Source organism: Apilactobacillus sp. EABW-1NA, assembly GCF_030398685.1.
In the GTDB taxonomy this organism is placed as follows: Bacteria; Bacillota; Bacilli; order Lactobacillales; family Lactobacillaceae; genus Apilactobacillus; species Apilactobacillus waqarii.
Genome location: NZ_JAPDKO010000019.1, coordinates 1 through 19338 on the forward strand (window position 1 = coordinate 1; position 19338 = coordinate 19338).

The 19338-nt window shown below is 36.1% G+C and carries 21 protein-coding genes; 19 read left to right on the forward strand and 2 right to left on the reverse strand.

Annotated elements, in window-relative coordinates; all coding sequences use genetic code 11:
- Nucleotides 1-3 precede the first annotated feature (3 nt).
- The 10 genes from OEZ61_RS08215 to holA all read left to right on the forward strand — a co-directional run bounded on the left by OEZ61_RS08215 (nt 4) and on the right by holA (nt 8337).
- Entirely contained in the window at nt 4-96 is a 93-nt protein-coding gene (locus OEZ61_RS08215; protein ID WP_080719905.1) for an IS3 family transposase, read from the forward strand.
- 185 nt (nt 97-281) lie between these two features.
- Nucleotides 282-1436 (forward strand): FtsW/RodA/SpoVE family cell cycle protein, encoded by a 1155-nt coding sequence (locus OEZ61_RS05905; RefSeq protein WP_041152382.1) that lies wholly within the window; start codon nt 282-284, stop codon nt 1434-1436.
- A 15-nt stretch (nt 1437-1451) separates the two neighbouring features.
- Nucleotides 1452-1730: a YlbG family protein gene (locus OEZ61_RS05910; protein ID WP_034531756.1), complete on the forward strand. Its 279-nt coding sequence runs from the start codon at nt 1452-1454 to the stop codon at nt 1728-1730.
- Between the two features lie 13 nt (nt 1731-1743).
- Nucleotides 1744-2301, forward strand: coding sequence for a 16S rRNA (guanine(966)-N(2))-methyltransferase RsmD (rsmD, locus tag OEZ61_RS05915; RefSeq protein WP_041152381.1), 558 nt, complete (start codon nt 1744-1746; stop codon nt 2299-2301).
- Nucleotides 2302-2303: 2 nt separating this feature from the next.
- Complete coding sequence (gene coaD / locus OEZ61_RS05920) at nt 2304-2780, forward strand: pantetheine-phosphate adenylyltransferase (RefSeq protein ID WP_057198103.1); 477 nt, start codon at nt 2304-2306, stop codon at nt 2778-2780.
- On the forward strand, nt 2780-3829 hold the full coding sequence (locus OEZ61_RS05925) for a SepM family pheromone-processing serine protease (protein WP_140999875.1): 1050 nt from the start codon (nt 2780-2782) through the stop codon (nt 3827-3829). The genes coaD and OEZ61_RS05925 overlap by 1 nt, the downstream gene beginning before the upstream one ends.
- A 64-nt stretch (nt 3830-3893) precedes the next feature.
- Complete coding sequence (locus OEZ61_RS05930) at nt 3894-4562, forward strand: helix-hairpin-helix domain-containing protein (RefSeq protein WP_250233311.1); 669 nt, start codon at nt 3894-3896, stop codon at nt 4560-4562.
- Between the two features lie 47 nt (nt 4563-4609).
- On the forward strand, nt 4610-5089 hold the full coding sequence (locus OEZ61_RS05935) for a ComE operon protein 2 (RefSeq protein WP_034531750.1): 480 nt from the start codon (nt 4610-4612) through the stop codon (nt 5087-5089).
- 99 nt (nt 5090-5188) lie between these two features.
- A complete protein-coding gene (locus OEZ61_RS05940) occupies nt 5189-7306 on the forward strand; it encodes a DNA internalization-related competence protein ComEC/Rec2 (RefSeq protein WP_290047146.1) in 2118 nt (705 codons plus the stop codon).
- 2 nt (nt 7307-7308) lie between these two features.
- Nucleotides 7309-8337 carry a DNA polymerase III subunit delta gene (gene holA / locus OEZ61_RS05945; RefSeq protein WP_034531748.1) on the forward strand — a complete coding sequence of 343 codons (1029 nt, stop codon included), beginning with the start codon at nt 7309-7311 and terminating at the stop codon, nt 8335-8337.
- Nucleotides 8338-8409: 72 nt separating this feature from the next.
- Here holA and rpsT read toward each other — a convergent pair whose 3' ends face one another.
- Nucleotides 8410-8658 (reverse strand): 30S ribosomal protein S20, encoded by a 249-nt coding sequence (gene rpsT, locus OEZ61_RS05950; RefSeq protein WP_034531745.1) that lies wholly within the window; start codon nt 8656-8658, stop codon nt 8410-8412.
- Between the two features lie 275 nt (nt 8659-8933).
- Here rpsT and rpsO point away from each other — a divergent pair, with 275 nt between their 5' ends.
- The 8 genes from rpsO (at nt 8934) to OEZ61_RS05990 (ending at nt 17251) form a co-directional block, all read left to right on the forward strand.
- Nucleotides 8934-9203 (forward strand): 30S ribosomal protein S15, encoded by a 270-nt coding sequence (gene rpsO / locus OEZ61_RS05955; RefSeq protein WP_034531743.1) that lies wholly within the window; start codon nt 8934-8936, stop codon nt 9201-9203.
- Between the two features lie 182 nt (nt 9204-9385).
- Nucleotides 9386-11077 (forward strand): ribonuclease J, encoded by a 1692-nt coding sequence (locus OEZ61_RS05960; RefSeq protein ID WP_290047147.1) that lies wholly within the window; start codon nt 9386-9388, stop codon nt 11075-11077.
- 28 nt (nt 11078-11105) lie between these two features.
- Nucleotides 11106-12020 (forward strand): hypothetical protein, encoded by a 915-nt coding sequence (locus OEZ61_RS05965; protein ID WP_053792803.1) that lies wholly within the window; start codon nt 11106-11108, stop codon nt 12018-12020.
- A gap of 188 nt (nt 12021-12208) precedes the next feature.
- A complete protein-coding gene (gene tuf / locus OEZ61_RS05970; RefSeq protein ID WP_034531737.1) occupies nt 12209-13396 on the forward strand; it encodes an elongation factor Tu in 1188 nt (395 codons plus the stop codon).
- Between the two features lie 167 nt (nt 13397-13563).
- On the forward strand, nt 13564-14868 hold the full coding sequence (gene tig, locus OEZ61_RS05975) for a trigger factor (RefSeq protein ID WP_034531735.1): 1305 nt from the start codon (nt 13564-13566) through the stop codon (nt 14866-14868).
- Between the two features lie 140 nt (nt 14869-15008).
- Entirely contained in the window at nt 15009-16244 is a 1236-nt protein-coding gene (gene clpX, locus OEZ61_RS05980; protein ID WP_034531733.1) for an ATP-dependent Clp protease ATP-binding subunit ClpX, read from the forward strand.
- A gap of 143 nt (nt 16245-16387) precedes the next feature.
- Nucleotides 16388-16978: a ribosome biogenesis GTP-binding protein YihA/YsxC gene (gene yihA / locus OEZ61_RS05985; protein WP_041152374.1), complete on the forward strand. Its 591-nt coding sequence runs from the start codon at nt 16388-16390 to the stop codon at nt 16976-16978.
- Entirely contained in the window at nt 16979-17251 is a 273-nt protein-coding gene (locus OEZ61_RS05990) for a nucleoside triphosphate pyrophosphohydrolase family protein (RefSeq protein ID WP_034531728.1), read from the forward strand. It abuts the gene before it with no gap.
- 40 nt (nt 17252-17291) lie between these two features.
- On the opposite strand, the gene OEZ61_RS05995 is transcribed toward OEZ61_RS05990, so the two are convergent.
- Entirely contained in the window at nt 17292-17432 is a 141-nt protein-coding gene (locus tag OEZ61_RS05995) for an SPJ_0845 family protein (protein ID WP_167540463.1), read from the reverse strand.
- 87 nt (nt 17433-17519) lie between these two features.
- Here OEZ61_RS05995 and uvrC point away from each other — a divergent pair, with 87 nt between their 5' ends.
- Entirely contained in the window at nt 17520-19307 is a 1788-nt protein-coding gene (uvrC, locus tag OEZ61_RS06000; RefSeq protein WP_263506467.1) for an excinuclease ABC subunit UvrC, read from the forward strand.
- Nucleotides 19308-19338: the final 31 nt, after the last annotated feature.

The window sequence follows — 19338 nt, forward strand, 5'->3', positions numbered from 1 at the left end:
TATATATCTTATTACAACAATTATCGTATAAAACAAAAACTGGGAGGAATGTCACCGGTTGAATACCGGATCAATTCCTCCCAGAAAATAGCATAACCATCTTCCAATTTTAGGGGTTCAGGTCACCATCCTTTTTTGTTGTCTTTAAAATACTAAAGCAAATAGTGTAGATATGCTATAATGTTAGTTATATTAAAAGGTTACGTTGGAGATGTAAAAATATGATACGCAAAATAGCCGAGTATTGGCACAAGTGGCATATATCAGAACACTGGAAAAGAATGAAATTTAATATTAACGCAATGGACTACTACATTTTTGTTCCATTTCTACTACTATCTGTAATTGGAATAATTATGGTTTATTCAGCTAGTTCAAACGTTGCGACGCAAATTGGTGGAACCCCAACTGGATACTTAATCAAACAAAGTATGTTTGTGGTAGTCAGTTTAGTGATTATTCTAATTTGTTTGGCGGGGAATAATCAGTTTGTCAGAAAAGCTAAATTTTTAGGGATTTTCTTTATCGTATTATTTGCTGCCTTGATATTGCTAAAGGCATTTGGACATTCAGTTAACGGTTCTGCAGGATGGATTCCAATCGGTCCTTTACATGTGCAACCAGCCGAAGTTGCCAAGGTTTATATCATTTTAAGAATGGCTCAATTCTTGGCTTCTAGAGAAGATCGAATCATTAACGGAGAAAAATCAAGAACACATGTCCAAGTTTTTTCAATCTTCGTTATGTTGTTCCTTGTTTTTATCCAACCCGACTTGGGTGGTACCGTTATTAACTTAGCAATTATGTTTGCAATCCTATTTGGATCCGGAGTTAATTGGCGAGGTGCAACGTTACTTACCTCCGCTGGATTATTATTTGGATGGATATCACTAAAAATCCTATCCTTTGTATTTAAAGATGGAACAAGCATTTACCAAATCCAACGTATCACCGCTTACAGTAATCCGTTTAAATACGCCAACGGAATTGGACAACAATTGGTTAATTCTTACTATGCATTAAGTAATGGTGGAATCTTTGGTGTTGGTTTAGGAAACAGTATTCAAAAGACCGGATACCTACCCGAACCAAATACCGATTTCATCATGGCAATTATCGCTGAAGAATTAGGACTAATTGGGGTATTGTTCATCCTATTCCTATTACTTACAATTATTGTTAGAGCATTCCAACTAGGCATTCGTTCAAACGATACATACGATACTTTAATTTGTTATGGTGTTGGAACATACATGTTGGTTCAAGCATACTTCAACGTCGGTGGTGTAATTGGTTTACTACCAATCACCGGGGTTACTTTCCCATTCATTAGTTATGGTGGATCTAGTATGTTAACCTTAGCATTGTGTATTGGAATGATTTTGGTAATTAGTGCAAAACAAAAAACTCAAAAAACTAGAAGAATCCGTTACTAAAGTGGAGGGAATTTTTTGACAGATACAATCGAAAACAGAAAAAGCCTAATTGTTTATGTTTATTCAACTAAACAAGTCAGACAATTGAAAAAATATGGCTTAATATATTATGTCTCACAAAAAATGCACTACGTGGTTATGTATGTAAATGCTGATAACTACGATTGGATTAAAGAAAAAATTAGTAGCTTAAAAATTGTGAAGAAAATCGAAGAAACGCCTTACGAACAACTTTCCAGTGAACTATCACTTGAAGGGGACTTCGAAGATGTGGATGATGACGAAGATTATTAAGGAGTTTGGATAAATGAGAGTTGTTTCAGGTAAATTTGGTAGTCGAAGCCTTAAACCTGTGCCAGGTAGTAAGACGAGACCAACAACCGATAAAGTGAAAGAATCCTTATTCAATATGATTGGCCCATTTTTCAATGGTGGGTCATTTTTAGATTTATACGCAGGTTCTGGTTCGGTCGCAATCGAGGCAGTATCTAGAGGAATTGATAGTGCGGTATTGGTGGATCACCAATATCTAGCCATCAAGACAATCAAAGAAAACGTTAAGATGACCAAGGAAATGGATGCCTTTAGAATTTACAAGATGGATTCAGACATGGCATTAAATCGTTTTGCTGAACAAAATGATAAGTTTGATTACATTTTCTTGGATCCACCATACAAAGACCAAAAGATGGTCGACCAACTACATATCATTAGGGAAAAAGAATTACTTAATGATGATGGAATTGTCATTTGTGAAACCGATGATAACGTTGTTCTACAAGACGACGTAGAAGGTTATGATATGGTCAAACAAAAGAAGTATGGAATTACCATTATTTCTATTTACAGAATAAAGAGGGGATAGTTATGACAAAAGCAATCTTCCCGGGAAGCTTCGACCCATTGACTAAGGGACATCTAGATCTAATTAAGCGCGCAAGTAAGATGTTTGATGAGGTTGTCGTTACTGTGGCCAAGAATACCAGTAAAAATGGCGTCTTTAGTTATGATGAAAGAATGAGTTTAATTAAACCCAATATCGAAGAAATTGAAAATGTCTCAGTCACTTCTGCTGATGGATTAACAGTTGATCTTGCCAAACAGGTAGGCGCAACCGTAATTGTCAGGGGACTTCGTAACTCTAGTGACTTTAATGCTGAAAGCTCAATTGCTTCAATGAACTACAACTTGGATAATTCAATCGAATCAGTCTTTTTGATTACACGTCCTGAGTTTCAATCTGTTTCATCTAGTTTGATTAAGGAAATTGCTCATTTTGGCGGAGATATTACTCCTTATGTACCACAAAACGTTGCTACGGCATTGAAAGAGAAGTTAAGTTAATGTTTAAAAATAACAGACGGAATAAATTAATCGCACTCTTTGTGGCAATTGCTGCACTAGCGATTTTTGTTAATATTCCATTTCTACCAAAGTATATTGAAAGTCCCGGAACAGCACCTAATTTAAAACCAGTTGTTTCAATCAAAGGACACAGTGATAAGTTTAAGGGTAAATTCATGTTTACCACGGTGAGTGAATCACAAGCATCAATTGCATCGTACGTTGTTGCCAAGTTTAATCCACATCAAACCATTGAAAGTATTAGCGATGTAACTGGTAATCAAGATCAACAAAGTTATATCAACTTGCAAAATGTTTACATGGAAAGTGCGATCAACAATGCAATTTATAATGCCTTTCACTACGCCAAAAAAGATGTTTATTTGAAATATCGTGGCATTTACGTGCTAGCTGTTGATAGTAAGTCTAACTTCTACAATCAAATTAAAGCTGGTGACTCCATTGTTTCTTTGAATGGGCATAAGTTTAAGAGTTCTGCCCAATTTAGAAACTATGTGAAGTCTAAGAAGATTGGTTCAAAGATGACCTTAACGGTTTACCGTAATAAGAAGAAAATTCAAATCACCAGAAAACTGTATAAGTTAGCCGGTACAAACCAAGCTGGAATTGGGATTATTTTATCTGATGACAATCAGGTTTCTACTAAGATTCCAATTGATGTTAACCCAGGTGAAGTGGGTGGACCATCTGCTGGATTGATGTTCTCACTTCAAATATATGGTCAACTAACCCAACAAAACATTAGACACTCACAAAATATTGCTGGAACTGGAACCATTGATGAAAACGGAAATGTTGGTGAAATTGGTGGTATCGATAAGAAAATTATCGCTGCCAGGGATGCCGGCGCTAAGTATTTCTTAGCACCATACGTTAAGCCAACCAAGGAAGTTCTTAAGTATGAAGATCAGCATATGACTAATTACCAACTTGCTGTTAAAACAGCGAAGAAGTATGCACCAAACATGAAGGTGATTCCGGTCACTTCATTCAGTGATGCTTTAAATGCATTGGAAAAAATAAAATAAAAGGAATGTAATTGAATAAATTACATTCCTTTTTTCGTATCTAATTTTTAGAAAGGAGGAAACGGTGAATAAGATATTAGATTTTTCAACGCAGATAAAAGAAATAATTGACGAACATGCATATAAAATTTTGATTGGTCTATTGTTAATCGCTTTTAGTTTAGGGTTAGTTATTATTTTAATCTTGAATCAAAACAGCAATGACGCTAACAATGTGGAAACCGATTATTCGGAACAAAGTAGCGTTTCTACTTCATCACCTTCTTCTGACAGTCAAAGTAGTACTTCGGCCAAAGACCTATATATAGATGTTAAAGGAGAGGTTAAGCATCCCGGCGTCTACCAAATTCCATCCAACAGTCGTGTGACCGACGTCATCAAGGAAGCGGGCGGCTTCAAGGCGGATGCCGATGAACAAAACGTTAACCTAGCCAAGGTATTAAACGACCAAGATGTTGTCGTCGTTAATAAAAAAGGTGCAGCTGGTAGTTCATCGTTTGCTAGTTCGAATAATACGACCGCCAGCAGTTCTGCTAATAACGTCAAAGTTAATTTGAATACCGCAGATTTAAATGAACTTCAAAAACTCGATCGTGTTGGTGAAAAGAAAGCGCAAAAGATAATTGATTATCGTAACCAACACAATGGGTTTCATTCAATTGATGAAATCAAACAGGTCAGTGGATTTGGTGATAAGACATTTGAAAGATTAAAAGATTCTTTAGAAGTGTAATCTTTGCTATACTATGAATAGTAGTAAAAGAGGGAGAGTAATTAATTATGACTAAACATAGAATTCCATGGGATCAATATTTCATGCTACAAGCTGTTTTACTTTCAACACGTGGCACCTGTAACCGCCTTTCTGTTGGAGCAACCATCGTAAGAGATAAACGTATTATTGCCGGTGGTTATAATGGATCAGTTGCAGGGGATGAACACTGTATTGATGTTGGATGTTACATGCGAGACGGCCATTGCCTAAGAACAATTCATGCCGAAATGAACGCCATTTCTCAATGTGCCAAGTTCGGTGAATCAACTGATGGTTCAGAAATCTATGTAACTGATTTCCCATGTCTTCCTTGTACCAAAGTATTATTACAAGCGGGAATCAAAAAGATTAACTACCTAAGAAACTACCACAATGATGAATATGCATTGTCATTAATTAGACAAAATAACGTCGAATTGAATCAAGTAATCTTGGATGAAGAAACAATCAAACAAATTGAATTCAGCTCTTATTTACCAAAATAAATTAATAATTTATATATTTTTCCATCGATTTCGATTGGAATATTAAGCATTATTTTCTTTGGTGATTTAAAGCTAGGTCTATTGCTTTTTTGTCTATGGATGATTCGGATCATTCGATTAAAAAACGCGTTAGTAATAAAAATAACCACCGTCATGGTGGTTATTTTTTGTTTGGTTTGCTGGTATAGATATAAACAAAATCAAGCTAATCAAATTCAAGGACAACAAACGGTAACGCAAAGTGTTTTAATTTATCCAGATAATATTAAGTACAGTGATGACTCATTTTATGGTATCGGCACTATTACTGATACCGGTAAACAGTTAATGGTCTACGGCAATGACGCAAAGAGGGTAAAGAAATATTTGAAACCGATTGTTATGAATGTGTCTGGAGTCGTCCAGCCGTTTGATGAGGCCAGAAACTTTAACCAGTTTGATGCCAAAGAATACTACGAGAGTATGGGTGTCTATAGTCGATTGACGGTTAAGCAGCTAAATAGTGTAGAAGAACGACATCGTTTTTCAATCATCGATAGTCTTCACTATTTACGGATGCTAATGCTGAAATACACGAACCATTTACCACATCCCCTGAACCTCTACGCCAGTAGTCTGTTTCTAGGCGTCATGGATAATTCCTTCAACGATGAACTATCGGGTGTGAAGACATTGGGGTTGATTCACTTATTTAGTATTTCTGGTTTGCATGTCTTTTACATCGTGAACCTTTTGAAAATAATACTGGGATTATTTCGTGTGACCAGAGAGAAGACTCGGTGGATTACATTGATATTTCTGCCAACATATTTCGTCATTGCCGGATCATCGATTGGATTGATGCGGTCAATATTAACGGTTGAAATCGGCATTATTGCGTTAATGCTAAAGAAGCGATTGACCGGTTTGGATGTCTTTTCGATTACCTTGATGGTCAATTTAATAATTGAGCCGGAGATGTTGTTGCAGTTTGGTTCACAACTAAGTTACGCTTTGGCATTCGGATTGATTTATACGAATAAGATGAGACCGCTCAAGCAAACAGTGATGATGAACTTGGTCAGTTTGCCATTTATTATCTACAAGCTATTTCAGTGGCACGCACTGACGATGCTGGCCAACTATCTAGTGATTCCGATATTTTCGGCGCTGATTATGCCGATGATATTAATCGCGGTCATTACGTATCCGATTGCTGGATGGTTTAGTTCGGTGGTAGCGTTCATATTGAACAGTTTTGATGCTGCCGTCAATTGGCTGGGGGCTTTACCCGGGCAGATTAATTTTGGAAAACCCAACCTGTATATTGCAACGCTTCTTTTAATAATGACACTGGTGGTAATCGATAAGGTCAGTTTCAAAAGAGTGTCGCTGATACTATGTATGTATCTAATCACTTTTATGTATATCCACTATCCATTGCAAGGTGAGGTATCCTTTTTCGATGTCGGCCAGGGTGATAGTATCTTAATTCGTGAGCCGTTTAACCATTCAATCACCATGATTGATACGGGTGGTAAGCTACAATTTGGTCGTAGGCAAAACAGCAAGGTAACCTATCAGGCGGAAAAGACGTCGATTAATTATCTAAAGAGTATCGGGATTAACCATCTTGATAATCTAGTATTGAGTCATCAGGATGCTGATCACACGGGAGATGTTCCTGCCATCTTAGCGGATTTAAAAGTTGACCGGATTATTGTTGGGGATGGGTTACAGAACAATCCATCGATAATGAGAAAAATCAGTCCTTATTTGAATAAAACCAAACTAGTGTTAATTAAGGCTAACCAAAAGTTACCTGATTTTCCGTTTAACATTTATCATCCGTTTGAAAGTGGTCTTGGTAAAAATGAAGACTCGGTCGTCTTGGGCACAATCCAAGGCAATCGCAGTTGGTTGTTTATGGGTGATCTACCATCCAGTGGTGAAAATGACATAATGCAAAAATATCCGATGCTAAAAGCGGATTATTTGAAATTAGGTCATCATGGTAGTGATACCTCCAGCAGTGATGCATTTTTAAAATTCATTCATCCTAAGGTATCAATAATATCGGCCGGACGTAATAATCGTTATCACCATCCAAGTGTTGCAACGCTTGAAAGATTAAAGGATAATAATTTAGCATACGTCAACACACAAAAACTGGGTATGATATCATATAAATATGGATTATTAGGAAATCACTGGATATTTAAATTGCAAGGGGAATAGTAATGAAAGTAAATGAACTATTAACACAAATTAAAAACAATAATATTAACCCAATATATCTAGTGTTAGGTAAAGAAGACTATTTAATTAACGAAATCAAAAAACACTTCGTGGAATTAATTCCGGAAGAAGAAAGAACCATGAACTTCGCTAGTTATGACATGGAAAGTCAAAACATCGCCACTGCCGTGGGTGATGCTGAAAGTTTGCCATTCTTTGGTGAAAAGAGATTGGTTGTTGTAAACAATCCATACTTTTTAACCGGTGAACGTAGCAAGTCGACCCTAGATCATGACATCGATAGCTTTATTGAATACGTTAATCACCCAGTTGATAGTACGGTCATGGTCATTATGGCACCATACGGCAAACTTGATTCTAGAAAAAAAGTTACCAAGCAATTAAAAAACAACGCAGAGGTAATCGATTTAACTAAACTAGATGATCGTGCCATTCAATCATACGTTGCCAATAACATTAAGAGTAATGGTTATACGGTCGAAGGGGATGCCCTTCAAGAATTGCTAGGCAGAGTATCTAATGATTTATCGTCAGCAATGAACGAACTCCCTAAGTTATTCCTATACTGTCAAAAGGATAAGGTCATTACTAAGGACAGTATTGACAGCTTGGTTGCCAAGTCATTGGACCAAAACGTTTTTGACTTAATTGATTACGTAATGAAGAAGGATTCCAAAAACGCCATCGATTTATACCGTAACCTAATTGTGGAAGATCAAGAACCATTACAAATCAATGCGGTCTTGTTATCACAGTTTAGACTATTACTACAGGTGAATGTGTTAAGCCGTAAGGGATACAGTCAGGGAAACATTGCGGAAAAGCTAAAGGTACATCCATTTAGAGTGAAACTGGCAATGCAAAATGTTCGTAAGTATCAATTTAGTAGTTTGAGGGATGCCTATTTAGGATTAGTTGATGTGGAAGAAAAGCTAAAATCAACACCGGAATCACCAGAACTACTATTTCAAATGTTCACTTTGAAATTTGTCGATAATCAAATTGGATAAACAAAAAAGGACATCTCAAACGAGATGTCCTTTTTTAAGAATAAAAAAAGCTCAGTTAAAACTGAGTTCTTTTTACTTGTTTAACTTAGCTAGACGTGATTTGTTACGTGCAGCAGTGTTAGCTTTGATTAAGCCCTTTGACTTAGCATGGTCTAATGCACTAACAGCGTTGTTGAATAGTTCTTCACGGTTGTCAGCGTTAGCATCAGCTTTTTCAAACTTCTTAACAGCAGTTCTCATCTTGCTTAGTTGAGATGCGTTACGTTTGTTTGCTTTTTCATTAGTTTTTACACGTTCGATAGCAGATTTAATAACAGGCATGAAATTCACCTCCAAAAAAGTCGAATTTTATTTAAAATCCTTAAATTTCAACGACTTTTATTATACAAAAGACAACTTAAAAAAGCAATAGAATTATATAATTCAGATTTGTACAGCGAGATTAATAAGGATATTACCTTGCTATTTTCAAGTAATCATAGTAGTATGATTAACGTAGTTTAAAACTACAGTACCGATACTTAGTTTTGTCGCTGCTCTCATCTGGCGCTTTACTCAGTATCTGGTATATTTACTTTTGAAAGGTGGGAAACACAATGGCTCTAACACAAGCTGAAAAGAACGACATCATCAAGAAGTATGCTAGACATGATGGTGACACTGGTTCTGCTGAAGTACAAATTGCTGTACTAACTGCTGACATTAATGAAATTAATGGTCACATGAAAGAACACAAGAAGGATTTCCATTCACAACGTGGTTTGTTGAAGAAAATCGGTCACCGTCGTAACTTACTAAGATACTTACGTAACACAGATGTTCAACGTTACCGTGATTTAATCAAGAGTTTAGGTCTACGTCGTTAATATTTTTAAAATGGAACTGCTCTATGAGTGGTTCCATTTTTTTTATACATACATATATGCACTTATCAGTTATTATTCAATTTAAAAGTATGATACACTATAGATAGTTAAATGAGATCGTATTGAAAATAATTATTTTATTTCATAATAAAAAATATACATAAAATTATATGAGGTGAATCATGAAAAATAGTGTAAAAATTATTCCCTTAGGAGGAGTAAGGGAGAGTGGCAAGAACCTATATGCCGTTGAGATTAACAATGGGATTTATGTTTTAGATTGCGGTCTAAAATACCCTGAAAATGACATGTTAGGAATTGATGTAGTTATTCCTGATTTCACATACTTACGTGAAAACAAGGAAAAGATTATCGGAGTTTTCCTATCTAATAGTGACATGGATTCAATTGGCGCACTACCATATTTCGTCAGTGAATTCGATGTTCCGGTATTCGGATCAAAATTAACCATTGAAATGGCTAAGTACGAAGTTAAGAATAATGAAAGATCAAAGAAGTTTAACAATTTCAACGTAATCAACGAAAAGAGTGAAATTCTTTTTGATGACGTTACAGTTACTTTCTTTAAGACTAGTCACTCAGTTCCTGACTCAATGGGAATTTCATTGGCTGTTGAAGAAGGCCAAATCGTATACACTGGTGACTTTAAGTTTGATCCAGCATTACGTAACGGTTTTGCAACTGATTACAGTTCAATCGCAAAGGTTGGTAACAAGAAGGTTATCGCTTTATTAGCAGACTCACAAAATGCGGATAATCCATTCCCAATGGCAAACGAAATTCAAGCTAGCCAATACATCTTTGATACTTTCGAAGATAGTAAGAGTCGTGTGATTGTTGCAGCTAACTCTGCTAACCTATTAAGAATCCAACAAGTATTTGACGCAGCTGCAAAGTCTGAAAGAAAAGTATTTGTTGGTAAGCACCTAGATCCTAAAGTCAAACTAGCAATTGATTCTGGATACGTTAATATAGCAGAAGACTTATTAATTGAAGACATCGAAGAACTAAAGAAGCTTGAAAACGACGAAATTGTTGTATTGGAAACTAATCCAGTTAGTGAACCAATCAAGCTAGTTCAAAGAATGGCCGCTCAACAACAAAAGGATATCAACATCGAATCTGGTGACGTTGTACTAATCGTTACTTCACCATCTCCAGCAATGGATAACAGCATGGCTAAGACTGATGACATGGTATATCAAGCAGACGGTACAGTTAAGGTTATTTCAAACGACCTAAATGTTTCCGATCACGCCAGTGCCGAAGACATCCAAATGCTAATCAGCTTGTTGAAACCACAATACTTCATTCCAGTTAGTGGTGAATACATGATGATGAACGAAAGCAAACGTGCTGCTACTAACATGGGTGTAGACGAAGATAAGATTTTAATCCTAAGCAAGGGTGAAACTATCGAATACGATGGTGCTAAATTCCACCATGGTAACGCTGTTGAAGCAGGTAACACTATGATTGATGGTATCGGTGTCGGAGACATTGGTAACATCGTTTTACGTGACCGTAAGGTATTATCAGAAGATGGTATCTTCATCGTTGTTGTTACAATTGATAGAAAGAAAAAGATTATCATTTCTCGTCCTAAGATAACTTCAAGAGGATTCATTTACGTTAAGTCAAACAAGGACCTAATGAATGAAGCAGCTGAAATTGTTTCCAAGACCATTCAATTAAACCTTGATAACAAGGAATTTGATTGGAGCCACTTGAAGCAATCAGTAAGAGAAAAAATCAGTCACTTCTTATTTGATAAGACAAAACGTCGTCCGGTAATTCTTCCAGTTATTATGGAAGTAAACCAACATCATAAAAAGAAGCGTCCACAAAAATAAATAAGGTTAATTATTCGGAGTGATTTTAATGGATGAACATAGTTCACAAATAGCCAAGGATATTGCATCAAACATTGATGATAAACAATATCAACTAGCTATCAACAAAGCCAAAAATTACTTAGAAGATCAGCCAAGCGATGAGATTGAAGTATTATTAGTTCAATCTCTTTTTAGCTTAAAGCAATATGTTGAGGCAAGAAAAGAAGTCATGGAAAATCCAAATGCGTTTACCACAAACGAGCAGGACTTTTTATTAATGATTAATGTGTTATTGAAGAACAATGAATACATTAAATCTAGAGAAATTGTTGAAACATTTAAGGCCAACGATAGTTATAACAATGATGGCTTAAAGCTAATTGAAGAAAGCGAAGCTTCTTTTAGAAGTAATTCAAGTGAAGAAATTCATCAACTTGCACAAAAGTTCTACCATATAAGTAGTAAGCAAACGATGTATTGGCAAAAGGAATCGTTCTTAAATGGACAACATTTACCATACGATGAATTTTTAAAATACAGTCGCTTTGTTTTGATGGACCCATTTGTCCAATCTGTGATTAAGGCAGAGGTAATCGACACGTTAAGAAAGGTCGGTTCAAAAGAGGTCGTCGACATGATGTGGATTGATGGAAAGACAAAGAAAGTTAAGATGGGTGAAATTGAATCACTTCAAGATATGAAATCATATCAACTTATCTTTAATCGATTAACTGACGAGTATATGATGGATCCAGAAAAGTTCATGTTATTAAGTAGTTATTTCCAACATCAATCAATTTTGATGTACCCATTCAATGATGAAATAATTCTGGATGCAAACAGGTGGTATGACCTGTCAGTACAGGCATATCTAAGTGCAAAAGAGTACACTGAAGATGATAATGATGATTATGTAAAATTAATCGAAATTATAAAGCGACAATTTAATTCGATTAAATAGAATAAAATTGTTAAATATGCTTTTTTTGTGTTTACAAATAAAAATACAGTAGCTATAATATTAAAGGAATTCTTCTTGAGACTGATATGTGATTTTGTCTTTTTGAGAAGATGTAGTATAATAAATCATAAAGATGAGTTGGCATTTGCTAACTCAAATCTTTCGAAATTTATAGGAGGTTTTCATAAATGGCAAAAGAACATTATGAAAGAACAAAACCCCATGTAAATATTGGTACTATTGGCCATATTGATCATGGTAAGACTACTTTAACTGCAGCTATCACTAAAGTGCTTTCAGAAAAGGGTCTAGCAGACGCTTCTGATTACGCTCAAATCGATGCTGCTCCAGAAGAACGTGAACGTGGTATCACAATCAACACTGCTCACGTTGAATACTCAACTGAAAAGCGTCACTACGCTCATATTGATGCCCCAGGACATGCTGACTACGTTAAGAACATGATCACTGGTGCCGCTCAAATGGATGGTGCCATCCTAGTTGTTGCCGCAACTGATGGTCCTATGCCACAAACTCGTGAACACATTCTTCTAGCTCGCCAAGTTGGTGTTGAATACATCGTTGTATTTTTAAACAAGACTGACTTAGTTGACGATGATGAATTAGTTGACTTAGTTGAAATGGAAGTACGTGAATTACTTTCAGAATACGATTACCCTGGTGATGATATTCCAGTTGTTCGTGGTTCAGCTCTAAAGGCTCTACAAGACGACCAAGAACAAAAAGATGTTATCTTACACTTAATGGATATCGTTGACGAATACATCCCAACTCCAGAACGTGATGCTTCAAAACCATTACTAATGCCTGTTGAAGATGTATTTACTATCACTGGTCGTGGTACTGTTGCTTCAGGACGTATCGACCGTGGTGTTGTTAAGATTGGTGACGAAGTTGAAATCATCGGTCTTGTTGAAGACATCTTAAAGACTACTGTTACTGGTCTAGAAATGTTCCGTAAGACTCTTGACGAAGGTGAAGCCGGAGATAACGTTGGTATGTTACTTCGTGGTGTAAACCGTGAACAAGTTGTACGTGGTCAAGTTATCGCTGCTCCTGGTTCAATCAAGACTCATACTGAATTCAAGGCTCAAGTATATGCTTTGAGTAAAGAAGAAGGTGGACGTCATACTCCATTCTTCTCAAACTACCGTCCACAATTCTACTTCCACACCACTGACGTTACTGGTGTTATCGAACTAGAAGACGGTGTTGAAATGGTTATGCCTGGTGATAACGTTGAATTCAACGTTAAGCTAACTAAGCCAGTTGCCATCGAAAAGGGAACTAAGTTCACTGTTCGTGAAGGTGGTCACACTGTTGGTGCCGGTGTTGTTTCAGACATCGAAGAATAATCAATTCTAAAAAAGAGATTCAGATTTTTATCTGGATCTTTTTTTGTACATAAAAATAAGCGAAAGACCTATAATTATTTACTTTTTACTTGTGTTACGTTAAAATATAGAGGTGCGCAATTAGAAGAAAATTGTAAAAATTATATTTTCATGTCGGAGGGAAAATAATGTCAGCTAAATGGGAAAAAAAAGGCACTAATGACGGTGAACTAACATTCGAAATTAGTGTTGACAAAGTAAAAGAAGGTTTAGATCAAGCCTTCAACAAGAACAAGAAAAACATCACTGTTCCTGGTTTCCGTAAGGGAAAAGTTTCACGCCAAGTATTTAACGAAATGTACGGTGAAGAAGCTCTATACCAAGACGCTTTAAACATTCTTTTACCAGAAGCATACAGTGAAGCTATCAAGGAAACTGGCATTGAACCAGTTGCTCAACCAGAAGTTAACATTGATAGTCTAGAAAAGGATCAACCATGGGTTCTAAAAGCTAACGTTACTGTTAAGCCAGATGTAGAACTAGGTGATTACAAAGGAATCGTTGTTGAAAAACCAAACACTCGTGTTTACCAAAAAGATGTAGACGCTAAGATTGAAGACATGCGTAAAAACCAAGCAGAACTTGTTCTAAAAGAAGACAAGGCTGCTGAAAACGGTGACACTGTTGTTATCGATTTTGATGGTTACGTTGACGGCAAACAATTTGATGGTGGCCAAGCAACTAACTACTCACTAGAATTAGGTTCAAAATCATTTATCCCAGGCTTTGAAGACCAACTAGTTGGCCACAAAGCTGGTGAAGATGTTGATGTTAAGGTAACTTTCCCAGAAGATTACCAAGCTAAAGAATTAGCATCAAAAGAAGCTACTTTCAAGACTAAGATTCACGAAGTTAAAGAAAAGCAAATGCCTGAACTAGATGACGAATTTGCTAAGGACGTTGACGAAGATGTTGACAGTCTAGAAGAACTAAAGGCTAAGATTAAGGACCAACTAAAGGACCAAAAGAAGGCCGAAGGTGAAACTCAAGTTGAAGACGAAGCTATTAAGGGTGCTGTAGCAAACGCTACTGTTAAAGAAATTCCTCAAGCAATGATCGACGAAGACGTTCAACGTCAAATGGATCAATACCTTGCAAGCATGCAACAACAAGGTATCAATGCTGAAATGTACTTCCAACTAACTGGTACTAAGCCAGAAGACTTGAAGAAACAATTTGCTCAAGGTGCTGACGAACGTGTTAAGACTAACCTTGTATTAGAAGCAATTGTTAAGGATGCTAACATCGTTCCTTCACAAGAAGAAATCGATCAACAAGTTAAGGACTTAGCTGCTCAATACGGTATGAAAGAAGAAGCCGTACGTGGTGCTTTAACTGAAGACATGTTGAAACATGATATTTCAATTCAAAACGCTGTTAAGTTAATCACTGACAACGCAAAACAAGAACCAAAGTCAAAAATTAACAAATAATTTCGACTTTTGTTAATATTAAAGGTCCAGTTAACAATTCGTTAATTGGACCTTTTTTAAACTAAAGCATTATGATGTTATCAACATTAATAATGTGGTATTATTTAAAATAATATCGGAATTATATAGGGGTGAAGTTTTTGTTTGAAGATAATGAAGGAAAAGGCCCCATTACTTGTTCTTTTTGTGGTAAATCACAAGATCAAGTAAAGAAAATCGTCGCGGGACCTGGCGTATACATTTGTAATGAATGTATCGATTTATGTAAAGATATCGTCGACGAAGAATTAGCACAAGAAAATGCAGATACAACAATTAAATCATTAAGTCCAAAGGAAATCGTTGATAAGTTAAACGATTACGTAATTGGTCAAGATGAAGCTAAGAAGACTTTAGCTGTTGCTGTATACAACCATTACAAGCGTGTTAATAACTTAGATGATGACGACGATACTGAACTACAAAAGAGTAATATTTCAATCATTGGACCAACTGGTTCAGGTAAAACATACCTTGCTCAATCACTAGCTCGTATTTTAAACGTTCCATTTGCAATTGCAGATGCTACAACCCTTACCGAAGCTGGTTATGTGGGTGAGGACGTAGAAAACATCTTATTAAAGCTACTTCAAAATGCTGACTTTGATGTCGAAAGAGCTGAAAAGGGAATCATCTACGTTGATGAAATTGATAAGATTGCTAAGAAATCTGAAAATGTCTCAATCACACGTGATGTTTCCGGTGAAGGTGTTCAACAAGCGCTATTGAAGATTTTAGAAGGTACTGTTGCTAGTGTTCCACCTAATGGTGGTAGAAAGCATCCACAACAAGAAATGATTCAAATTGATACTAAGAACATTTTATTCATTGTTGGTGGTGCCTTTGATGGTATTCAAGACATCGTAAAACACCGTTTAGGAGACAAGACCATTGGATTCGGTACTGATTCCAGTGAAGCAGCTAAAGTTAACGACGATAACATCATGCAACACGTTATCCCAAGTGACTTGCTACAATTCGGTCTAATCCCTGAATTTATCGGTCGTTTACCAATTCTTACTGCCTTAAACAAGTTGAGCGAAGAAGACTTGGTCAGAATTCTAACTGAACCTAAGAATGCATTGGTTAAGCAATACGTTAAACTAATGTCAATCGACGGTGTCGAACTAGAATTCGAAGACGATGCGCTAAAGGAAATGGCTCACACAGCCATTGAAAGAAAGACCGGTGCTCGTGGACTAAGATCAATCATGGAAGATACCATGAGAGATATCATGTATGAAGTACCAAGCGATAAGGACGTTAAGAAAGTTATCGTTACCGCTGACTCTGTTTTGAAAAAATCAGAACCAAAGATTGTAAAAGAAGCTCAATAATAAAAAGCCTTACAGTGTTTAACACTGTAGGGCCTTTTGTTTTTTTAAATAATTAAAAGGTATTTTTGTGGTAAATGCATTTATGAAGGTGCCTTTTTTATGGTAGAATTGATATATAAAATTACAGAAACGAGTGAATTAAGATGGATGTACACAACGTCAATATCGATATCAGTGCGGTGGAACCAAAACAATACCCAAGTAATGGATATCCAGAAATTGCATTGGTTGGTCGCTCCAATGTGGGAAAATCTTCTTTAACCAATGTGTTAATTAACCGTAACGGTTATGCTAGAACCTCTAACAAACCAGGAAAGACTCAAACATTGAACTTCTATAACTTAGACGAAAAACTATTCTTTGTTGATATTCCAGGTTATGGTTATGCGAAAATTTCAAAGGCACAACGTGCTAAATGGGGAGAAATGATTGAAACATATCTAACCACAAGAAGACAACTAAAAGGGGTTGTTTTATTAATTGACGGTAGACGTGCACCAAGTCAAGATGACTTGCAAATGTACGAGTTTCTAAAATACTATGATATTCCAACTTTAGTCTTGGCTACTAAGATGGATAAGACTCCTAAGAGCAAGTGGAATAAAGAAGTAAGTATTTTGAACAAGACTGTTGACTTAAATGACGGTGATGAAATACAATTATTCTCTGCTTTAAGTAAGTATGGAAAAGAAGAAGTTTGGAATTGGATCGAAAGTAAAACGGGGGTAAAATAAGTGGAATTTAACGATTACCAAAAAGCTGCAAACAAAACACTACACGGAAATGAACAAGTCTTAACTAACTGTGCACTAGGATTAGCTAGTGAAACCGGTCAAGTTGTTGACCTAGTTAAGAAGTATACTTTCCATGGCGATTCACTAGATCGTGAAAAGCTAGTTAAGGAAATGGGTGACGTACTTTGGTACCTATCTCAAGTTGCAGAATGGAACAATATTGATTTTGAAGAAATTGCTGAATTCAATATTAACCGCCTAAATAAACAATAAAAAATAGGCATCACAATTTAATTGTGATGCCTAAATTATATTATTTTTCTTTCTTTTTATCGGTTGATTTTTTATCTTTACGTTTTAAAAATTTATCGCGATCTTCGTTCTTAGTGTCCAGTTTGGCAAACTTATCGAACATAGCATTTAAGTCGTTGTTACGTTGAATATTTAAACCCATAATTATGCATCTCCTTATTTATGGTATATGATAGCAAATTAAATCGAATTTGTCATATTGAAGTGTTTTTTCAAACGAGGTGATAAAATGGCAACTTCACACATTGAGCATAAACTTAGATTATTACCAGATTTACCTGGATGTTATTTGATGAAGAATAAACTAGGTAAGATTATTTACGTTGGTAAGGCTAAGAATCTAAAGAATCGTGTTAGGTCATACTTTAAGAGTAGCCATGAGGGAAAGACAGCCAAGTTGGTTTCACAAATCAGGGACTTCGAGACCATTATTACGACTAATGACAAAGAAGCATTCCTACTAGAAATCACATTGATTCAAAAGCATCGACCTTACTATAACATTCAGTTAAAACAAGGTAATGGTGGATACCCATACATCAAGATTACAAACGAACGTGATCCACAACTAAAGATTGTTAACACCATTAAAAAAGACGGTGGATACTACTTTGGTCCTTATCCAAACGTATATGCTGCTGATGAAACTTTGCACTTCTTACAAAAGGTTTATCCACTGAGAAGATGTAATGGTTATCAACACAGACCTTGTCTTTACTATCATATGGGGCAATGTTTAGGGGCTTGTTTTAAAAAGGTTCCTAAGTCTGAATATCAAAACCAAATTCGCCACATTAAGTCGTTTTTAAATGGTGATGTGGGAATTGCCAAGAAGATGTTGACCGAAAAGATGAAGATTGCGGCGGATTCACTACAATATGAACGTGCTGCTGAAATTAGGGACCAATTGAAGTACATCGAAATCACTGTGGAAAAACAAAAAATTATTTCAAATGACCCCACACCTCGTGACATTTTCAATTACTATGTGAACCACGGATGGATTTCAATTCAAATCTTCTTTATCAGACAAGCTCGTTTATTGAAACGAGTTAAGCGTAGCTTCCCAATTGTGGATGACCCAGTCGAAACAATGGAAGACTTTATTGGTCAGTTCTATTCTGAAGAAAATCATCAAACACCAAAGGAAGTCTTAATTCCAGAAACATTGGATGCTGATTTGATTTCAGAAGCAATTGGGACACCGGTTAGGGTTCCACAAAGGGGACAAAAGAAAGACTTAATCGATATGGCTCAAAAGAATGCCAAGCTAGTATTGGATGAAAAGTTCCGTTTGATGGAATTGGATAACATCAAGACTAAGGGCGCTGCCGATGAATTGGCGGTGGCCTTGAATATTTCTTCAGCCAAAACGATTGAAGCCTTTGACCACTCACATATTCAAGGGGCTGACATTGTTTCAGCCATGATTCAGTTTGTGGATGGGAAACCAAATAAGAACGCTTATCGTAAATACAAACTCCAAAACGAAGATCATGCCGATGAAGCAGCAAGTACCAGAGAAGTTATTAGAAGAAGATATACAAGACTTTTGAAGGAACATGCTGACTTACCAGACTTAATCCTAATGGATGGTGGAGAAATCCAATTGAATGCCGTTAAGGATGTTTTGGAAAACGAGTTAGGTTTGGAAATTCCGGTTGCCGGAATGGTTAAAAACGATAAGCATAAGACTGCCGACTTATTGTTTGGACAATTGGATGAACATATCTCATTGAATCCAAAGAGTCAGGCATTCTATCTTGTTCAAAGAATTCAAGACGAAGTTCATAGATTTGCAATTAACTTCCATCGACAAGTTCACACTAAGCATTCTCTTAGTTCAGAACTTGATACAATCGAAGGAGTTGGACCAAAGACTAGAAGTAAGTTGTTGAACAAGTTTAAGACAATGAAGAAAATTGCCAACGCGCCAATTAACGAAATTGAGGCGTTAGGGATTAATACCAAAACAGCAAAGAATATCAAATACTCATTAAATAATATTGAAAAATGATGTGGACTGTTTACGGTCTTTAAAAATAAAG